This is a genomic window from Micromonospora sp. NPDC023966 (assembly GCF_040639095.1).
Classification (GTDB): domain Bacteria; phylum Actinomycetota; class Actinomycetes; order Mycobacteriales; family Micromonosporaceae; genus Micromonospora.
This window is the reverse complement of the sequence record NZ_JBEZZJ010000072.1, coordinates 1-6,551: the sequence shown is the minus strand read 5'-3', so window position 1 is coordinate 6,551 and position 6,551 is coordinate 1. Positions and strand designations below refer to the sequence as shown.

6 protein-coding genes and 2 pseudogenes are annotated in these 6,551 nt (G+C 69.1%); 6 read left to right on the top strand and 2 right to left on the bottom strand.

Features of this window, described 5'->3' with window-relative positions; genetic code table 11:
* Positions 1–261 precede the first annotated feature (261 nt).
* The 3 genes from AB0F68_RS34980 to AB0F68_RS34970 all read left to right on the top strand — a co-directional run bounded on the left by AB0F68_RS34980 (position 262) and on the right by AB0F68_RS34970 (position 2,739).
* Positions 262–846, top strand: coding sequence for a dihydrofolate reductase family protein (locus tag AB0F68_RS34980; protein WP_357346138.1), 585 nt, complete (start codon positions 262–264; stop codon positions 844–846).
* 268 nt (positions 847–1,114) lie between these two features.
* Positions 1,115–1,486 carry a YciI family protein gene (locus tag AB0F68_RS34975; protein ID WP_357346136.1) on the top strand — a complete coding sequence of 124 codons (372 nt, stop codon included), beginning with the start codon at positions 1,115–1,117 and terminating at the stop codon, positions 1,484–1,486.
* A complete protein-coding gene (locus AB0F68_RS34970; RefSeq protein WP_357346134.1) occupies positions 1,474–2,739 on the top strand; it encodes a DUF6596 domain-containing protein in 1,266 nt (421 codons plus the stop codon). Before AB0F68_RS34975 ends, AB0F68_RS34970 begins: the two co-directional genes overlap by 13 nt.
* A 352-nt stretch (positions 2,740–3,091) precedes the next feature.
* Here AB0F68_RS34970 and AB0F68_RS34965 read toward each other — a convergent pair.
* A pseudogene (locus AB0F68_RS34965) lies at positions 3,092–3,327 on the bottom strand (IS5/IS1182 family transposase); the annotation flags it as partial.
* Positions 3,328–3,410: 83 nt separating this feature from the next.
* Here AB0F68_RS34965 and AB0F68_RS34960 point away from each other — a divergent pair.
* Positions 3,411–3,518: pseudogene (locus AB0F68_RS34960) on the top strand (IS5/IS1182 family transposase); the annotation flags it as partial.
* A 25-nt stretch (positions 3,519–3,543) separates the two neighbouring features.
* On the opposite strand, the gene AB0F68_RS34955 reads toward AB0F68_RS34960, so the two are convergent.
* Complete coding sequence (locus AB0F68_RS34955) at positions 3,544–4,128, bottom strand: hypothetical protein (protein ID WP_357346133.1); 585 nt, start codon at positions 4,126–4,128, stop codon at positions 3,544–3,546.
* Positions 4,129–4,382: 254 nt separating this feature from the next.
* Here AB0F68_RS34955 and AB0F68_RS34950 point away from each other — a divergent pair, with 254 nt between their 5' ends.
* Both AB0F68_RS34950 and AB0F68_RS34945 read left to right on the top strand, forming a co-directional pair.
* The gene (locus tag AB0F68_RS34950) at positions 4,383–5,981 is read left to right on the top strand and encodes a carboxylesterase family protein (protein WP_357346131.1); all 1,599 of its coding nucleotides are present in this window, start codon (positions 4,383–4,385) and stop codon (positions 5,979–5,981) included.
* A 185-nt stretch (positions 5,982–6,166) separates the two neighbouring features.
* Entirely contained in the window at positions 6,167–6,460 is a 294-nt protein-coding gene (locus AB0F68_RS34945) for a hypothetical protein (protein ID WP_357346139.1), read from the top strand.
* The last annotated feature ends 91 nt before the right edge of the window (positions 6,461–6,551 follow it).

Below are 6,551 nucleotides of genomic sequence, written 5' to 3'. Positions count from 1 at the left end.
TGCGGTGGGCAGCCGCGATGAGAGCGACCCCACCGGTCACCTCGACCAAGCCTGGCCTGGCTGCGGTCGTAGCACCAGTCAATAGGTAGCCGCGATCCGCGCGCTACGCACGGTTACGACCCGCGTGGGCAGGCCAGCATCCCGACATGCCGAGATCCGGGCGTGACGCGGTCGCCGAGGTGACGATTTCGTCCGCGGTCGTTCGTCTAGGAGGTGACTGGCCGCGGAAGGGCGGCACGCAGCATGGAAAGGAGCAGGTTCATGCGTTCGATCATGGTCACGATGTGGGTCACCCTCGACGGTGTCGTGCAGGGCCTCGGCCGCCCGGACGAGGACACCCGCGGCGGCTTCACGCACGGTGGTTGGGGCCAGCGGTACACTGACGAGGTGATGGGCCGCGAGATGGCCAAGGCCATGACCGCGCCGGGGGACATGCTGTTCGGCCGCCGCACCTGGCAGGACTTCATCACCGCATGGGGACGCTTGACCGACGGCAACCCGGTCACCACGCACATGAACGCGGCCACGAAATACGTCGTGTCGCGGACCCTGGAGGACGCCGATGCCTGGCAGAACTCCATCCTGCTGCGCGGCGACGCGGTCGACGCAGTGGCCGACCTGAAGGCCCAGCCAGGCAGGGATCTGTCGATCATCGGCAGCGCGTCGCTGGTGCAAGACCTGCACGCCGCCGGCCTGATCGACCACTACACCCTGCTCATCCACCCGCTGACCCTGAGCACCGGCACCCGACTGTTCGAGGGCCCCGCCCCACTGACCGAGTTCGACCTGACCGACAGCGTCACGACCACCAAGGGTGTGATCATCGCCCACTACACCCGCCGCTGAGCAGGGACCGCTGAATATCCGGTCATGCCGCTGTCAGAGCGCGCCGGAGCGGTGGCCCGTCGTGGCTGGGCGCATCGCGGCACGGTCGTCGCCGTACGCGGTTGCATAGATTCGCTCCATGGCGCCACCTTTCATGATCGCTCTGCGCGGATGCCACATGCGGCAGGTGGACCGGCTCCGCCGGGCGGTGGGTGGCGATTCCGGCTGCCGTCGTTCGTCATCTCGGTGAAGGCGCCACGGCGCCATACTTGGAGCGAAGGAGAAGACCATGCGTTATGCGCTGCTGATCCACTACCGTGAGCCGGGCGAGGGCGAGCTCACCGACGAGGTCGTTTCTGAGGCGAAGGCGGCCTTCGACGCGTACGGTCGGGCGCTGCGCGCGGCCGGGGTACTGCTGTCGGCCGACGTACTGCAGCCGACCGCGGCGGCGACGACCGTCACCCGCAAGGACGGTGACCTGCGAGTGCAGGACGGACCGTTCGCCGAGACCAAGGAGGCGCTGGCTGGGGTGTTCCTCCTCGACGTACCTGACCTCGACGCCGCGATCGGTTGGGCGGAGAAATGCCCGGCCGCGCAGTGGGGCGTGGTTGAGGTACGCCCGAGCGCGACGGCGTTCGTCGACGGGGCATGGACGAGTTGACCGCCAGCGACGAAGGGCGGGCAGCCGCAGCCGTCGCGGCTCGCGACAGTTATGGACGGCTGCTCGCCCTGCTGTCCGCCTCGACCAGCGACCTCGCCTCCGCCGAGGACGCCTTGGCTGACGCGTTTGAGCGGGCCCTGCGGACCTGGCCCGATCAGGGTGTGCCGGGGACTCCCGACGGGTGGCTACTGACCGTTGCGCGTAACCGGCTACGGGACCGGTGGAAGTCGGCGGAGTGGCAGCGCACCGGACCGCTCGACGTCGAGCGGGACGCCCCGATACACCTCGACGGCCTCGACCTCGACGCCATCCCCGACCGGCGGCTGGAGCTGATGCTCGTGTGCGCGCACCCGGCGATCGAGCGCGCCGTGCACACCCCCCTCATGCTCAACACCGTGCTTGGCTTCACGGCCGACCAGGTCGGCCGCGCCTTCTCGGTACCCGCGTCGACGATGGCGACCCGCCTGGTACGGGCGAAGCGGCGCATCAAGGCCGCCCGCATCCCGTTCCGCATCCCTGACCGCAGCGACCTGCCGGGGCGGATGGCGGCGGTACTCGAGGCGGTCTACGGGGCGTACGTCATCGACTGGGCGACGACCGGGCCAGAGGCGCGTCAGGTGCCCACCGAGGCCCTGCACCTCGCCAAGGTGCTCACGACGCTGGTACCCGACGATCCCGAGGCGCACGGGCTCGCCGCGCTCGTCCAGCTCTCGACCGCGCGCCTGCCCGCCCGCCTCGACGGAGACGGGCGGTTCGTACCGCTGGCCGAGCAGGATCCGTCGCGCTGGAACGACCGCCTGATCCACCGGGCACACGAGCACCTGCGCGCCGCGCATGCGCGCGGACAGGTCGGACGCTTCCAACTCGAGGCCGCAATCCAGGCGGTGCACTGCGCCCGGCGACAGACCGGCACTACCGACTGGCCTGCGCTGCTGGACCTGCACCGCGCACTACACGCGGTCGCGCCGTCGCTCGGCGGCGCGGTCGCCTTCGCAGTCGCCACCGCCGAAGTCGAGGGCCCAGCGGCCGGGCTGGCCCGGCTCGACGAGCTGCTGAGCGTCGCGAGCGACCGGGCCCGACGGTTCCAGCCGGCCAGGGCCGCGCGTGCGCACCTGCTCGAACGGCTCGGCCACCGCGCGGAGGCGGCCGCCGCCTACGACAGCGCGATCGACCTCACCCACGACCCCGCCGAGCGCGAATACCTCCAGTACCACCGGGGGCGGATCACTTCAGTCAGCACCTCTGCGCCATGACCCGAGAACCGCGGATCGTCGTCAGGCACCACGATGTCCGCTGCGCCATGCGACCGGACACCAGATGCTCTGTCTGGTCAGAGCGGCGACCCAACATCAGCTTCGAACCGGTTGACGCCATACCAAGTCCCGGAGAATGGCTCGACGCCAAGCGCCAACCGGACTCGGCCCCGCGCAGCCTTCTCGGGCGAATAGCACAAGGTGATCGGCTTGGCACGATGAGGAAGGCCGTTCTCATCAAGATCGGTTTCACTGTCATGGCACCCCTTTATGTTAAGGCGTCGCCGGAACCGGAGGGCTAAGGGACGTCTCGTAACTGGGTTAAGGCGGTTGCCCTGGGCCAGACCGGCGGTCAGCCGGCGAGGATGATGTTGTGGAGGTTGGCGATGCCGGAAGCGGCACCGGCCAATGTGTGGGCGGCGCGGCGGTAGTCGCGCAGGATCTTGAAGCATTTCATCCTGGCCAGGGCTTGTTCGACCCCCGCTCGAACGGTTCGGTGCTCGACGTTGAGGGCTTCCTTCCAGTCCGAAGGTCACTGCCGTCGGCGGGCTTGGGGTACGGCATGATCACCTCGGGGTTGCCGCGGTAAGCTGCCGTCGGCCATCATCGGCCGCCCGTCCAGCTTCTCGGCGATGCCGAGCTGCGGTAGACGATGGTGTCGTAGTCGCCGCCTGGCCGCCCGGAGCAAGAACTACCGGTACTCGACGAACTTGCAGGTCGTCATCGATGCCAGCACCCGCCTGGTCATCGCCGTCGGCGACCCGCAGCCCGGCAACCGCAAATGCTCGGCCGCGGGATGCAGCCCTAGCGCTCCGGGGCGTCGGCGAACGCTCGAGGGGACTGGTCGTGTTCTGGCCGCCTGCGTATCCGTATCCGGCCCCACGGCTTGAACACCGCCAACACCATCGCGATGAGCAGCGCGGCCGGGGAAACGATCGGCGGATAGATCATGTTGCCGATCGACGTTGTCACCGCGTGCCCGGCCGCAAGGTCCCTGCCCATCTCGCTCAGCCCGGACACGCCCGGTCGCAGGGCGACGGGCACGAGCCCGGTGAGCACGATGTTCAACGCCAGCTTCACCGCGACCCACCAGTACCGCACCAGGCCGTACTTGCTGCCCAGTCCCAGGAGCAAGCCACTGGCGAGGCAGACGATGCCCGCGGTGAACAGCGGCCAGATCACGAAGAGGTGGAGCGCCTGGTAGCACAGCGCGCGGGTACCGGCGTCGTCGGCGGACAGCGCGGTAAAGATGACCACCGCCATGGCCACGTCGAGGCCAAGCCACCCGCCGGCGGACGCGATGTGAACCACCAGCACGCCCTTGCGTGTGCGGGAGCCCAGTCTGAATAGCCGTGCGTCGCCCCCGGCGGTGCTGCGTTCGAGAGCCATGCTCAGTCCTTCTCGCTTCCTCATTTTCGGGCGGATTCGCCGCACCGTGGCGGCTGTGGCCGCCTCCACCTTCCACCTGAGGCACACGGTGCGCGTCCGTCGGCGCGATGATCCTCAGCTACGCTCGATGACGTAGCCGGGAAGCTTCTACGCCGAACGGGTCAGGTCGTATCGGGCGGCTACGCGCGGTGCGGTAGTCAAGGTGCCGCCCTGGAGCGGATGAGTCGCCGACGTACGGTTTCTAGCGTGACGGCATGAGACATCTGCGCATAACTGCCGCCCTGACCGCGTTCTTAGCGGCGTTCGGGGCACTCAGCAGCGTGGCCCACGCCGAGTCTGCGGATCCGGCGGTCGTCGCCACCGGCTCCGGCCCGGTGCGCGGGGTCGTCGCGGCCGACCATCGGGCGTTTGCCGGCATTCCCTATGCGGCACCGCCAATCGGCGACCTGCGCTGGCGGGCCCCGTTGCCGGCGGCTCCGTGGTCGTCGATCCGGGGCGCGACCCGACCCGGCAACCCCTGCCCTCAACTGGGAGGACCGGACGGGTCCACGCTGGTGGGCAGCGAGGACTGCCTGTACCTGAACGTCACCACGCCAACCGGCGGCGACGCCCGACGGCTGCCGGTCATGGTGTGGTTGCCCGGCGGCGGCTTCGTCTCTGGGGCGGGCAGCGACTACGACGGGACTCGACTCGCGGTCCAGGGCAACGTCGTGGTCGTGACCGTCAACTATCGGCTCGGCGCACTGGGCTTCCTGGACCACCCCGCCCTCGCCGCGAGCGACCCGGCGGCCGGCAACTACGGCATCGCCGACCAGCAGGCCGCGCTGCGCTGGGTGCGGAACAACATCGGCCAGTTCGGCGGCGACGCCCACAACATCACCCTTTTCGGCCAGTCGGCCGGCGCGTACAGCGTCTGTACCCACCTGGCATCACCGTCATCGGCCGGCCTGTTCCACAAGGCGATCGTGCAAAGCGGCCCCTGCGCCAACTCGATGGCGACCCGGTCGGTTGCCCAGGCCCGGGGCACGGCGGCGGCCAGAGACCTGGGCTGCTCGCCCGTGATTGACGCACTCGCCTGCCTACGCGCCGTCCCGGCCTCCCGGCTGGTCAGCATCGGCGGCGATCAGGTCTTAACCGCCACCGCTCGCATCGCCGACCTGCCCTGGCTGCCCGTGGCGGGAACCCCGATCCTGCCGCTGCAGCCGCTGGTGGCCATGCGGCGGGGGGCGGCCGCCGACGTGCCCCTGATTCAGGGGAGCACCCGGGACGAGATGCGCCCCTTCGTCGCGGCCAACTACGACGTCCGCGGCCGTCCCGTGACGGCCGACCAGTATCTGGGCGTCGTCGGCCAGGTGTTCGGTGATGACGCGACGGCGGTACTGGCCCGCTACCCCGCGAACGCCTACCCCAGCCCTGGGGTCGCGCTGGCCACGGTGCTCACCGATTGGGGGCGCAAGCTGGGCGCCTGCCCCGTGTTACCCGCCGACCAGGCCGCATCGAGGCAGTCGAGCGTCTACACCTACGAGTTCGCCGAGGACAGCGGCCAGATATTCGCCGGCCTTCCGATGGGCGCTGGCCACGGCGCGGAACTGCCGTACCTGTTCGACGGGGCGTTCAACGGACCCGATGGGACGGCGCCACTGAACCCGCAACAGCAGCAACTATCCCGCCAGCTCACCACCTACTGGGCAAACTTTGCCACCACCGGCGACCCCAACGGGCCGGGACTGCCCACCTGGCGCCCGTACCGGGGCGATGGACGTCTCCTTTCGCTGACCGCAGGCCAAGGGGGCATCCTGGGGATCGACTTCAGCCGTGCGCACCAGTGCGGGTTTTGGAAGGCGATCCACTGAGCCAGCGCCAGGTCATTCGGACCAGACACCCGGTCCGAATGACCTGGCGACGAGGCAGCGTGGCCATCTTTAGGGTCCTACTCGGAATTTGGCAAGAGCTGATTCGATGTCGAGACCCAGAGGGCCCTCACCGCCGTGGCGGGCGTACTGACGCTGGCCACGGCTTCGTTGCGTTGAGCGTTAGCGTGATCGAGGCAGACTTGAGCGGTGAAGTCCTTGACCCGCTCTCGGCCGTGGCTGCCGCCAGGTCGGCGTTCGCCGGGTTCCGGTTCCCGCCGGAGGTGATCGTGGCCGCGGTCCGTTGCTATCTGCGGTTCAACCTCGGCGGCGACGGAGGGCAGGAGGTCGCGCACGACTTCCTAGATGAAACATCTGTGCGGGCGATGGTTGACCGGATGATGAGGACCGCGGCCGGCACCACCTGCCGGGATCTCACGGAGGCGGTCCGGCAGGAGTCCAACCGCCGGAAGGCCCACTAGACGATCTATTCCAAGGGGTCAGTGGTCGTACGCGGTGAGCGAGCGCATGACGGGTTGGCTGGTGGTCCAGTTGTGCCAGATCGTGGCGGTC

Coding starts and splice junctions, on each gene's coding strand:
- AB0F68_RS34975 (WP_357346136.1), top strand. CDS start 1,115: ATGCGTTATGCGCTGCTGATCCACTACCGTGAGCCGGGCGAGGGCGAG.
- AB0F68_RS34950 (WP_357346131.1), top strand. CDS start 4,383: ATGAGACATCTGCGCATAACTGCCGCCCTGACCGCGTTCTTAGCGGCG.
- AB0F68_RS34980 (WP_357346138.1), top strand. CDS start 262: ATGCGTTCGATCATGGTCACGATGTGGGTCACCCTCGACGGTGTCGTG.
- AB0F68_RS34970 (WP_357346134.1), top strand. CDS start 1,474: ATGGACGAGTTGACCGCCAGCGACGAAGGGCGGGCAGCCGCAGCCGTC.
- AB0F68_RS34955 (WP_357346133.1), bottom strand. CDS start 4,128: ATGGCTCTCGAACGCAGCACCGCCGGGGGCGACGCACGGCTATTCAGA.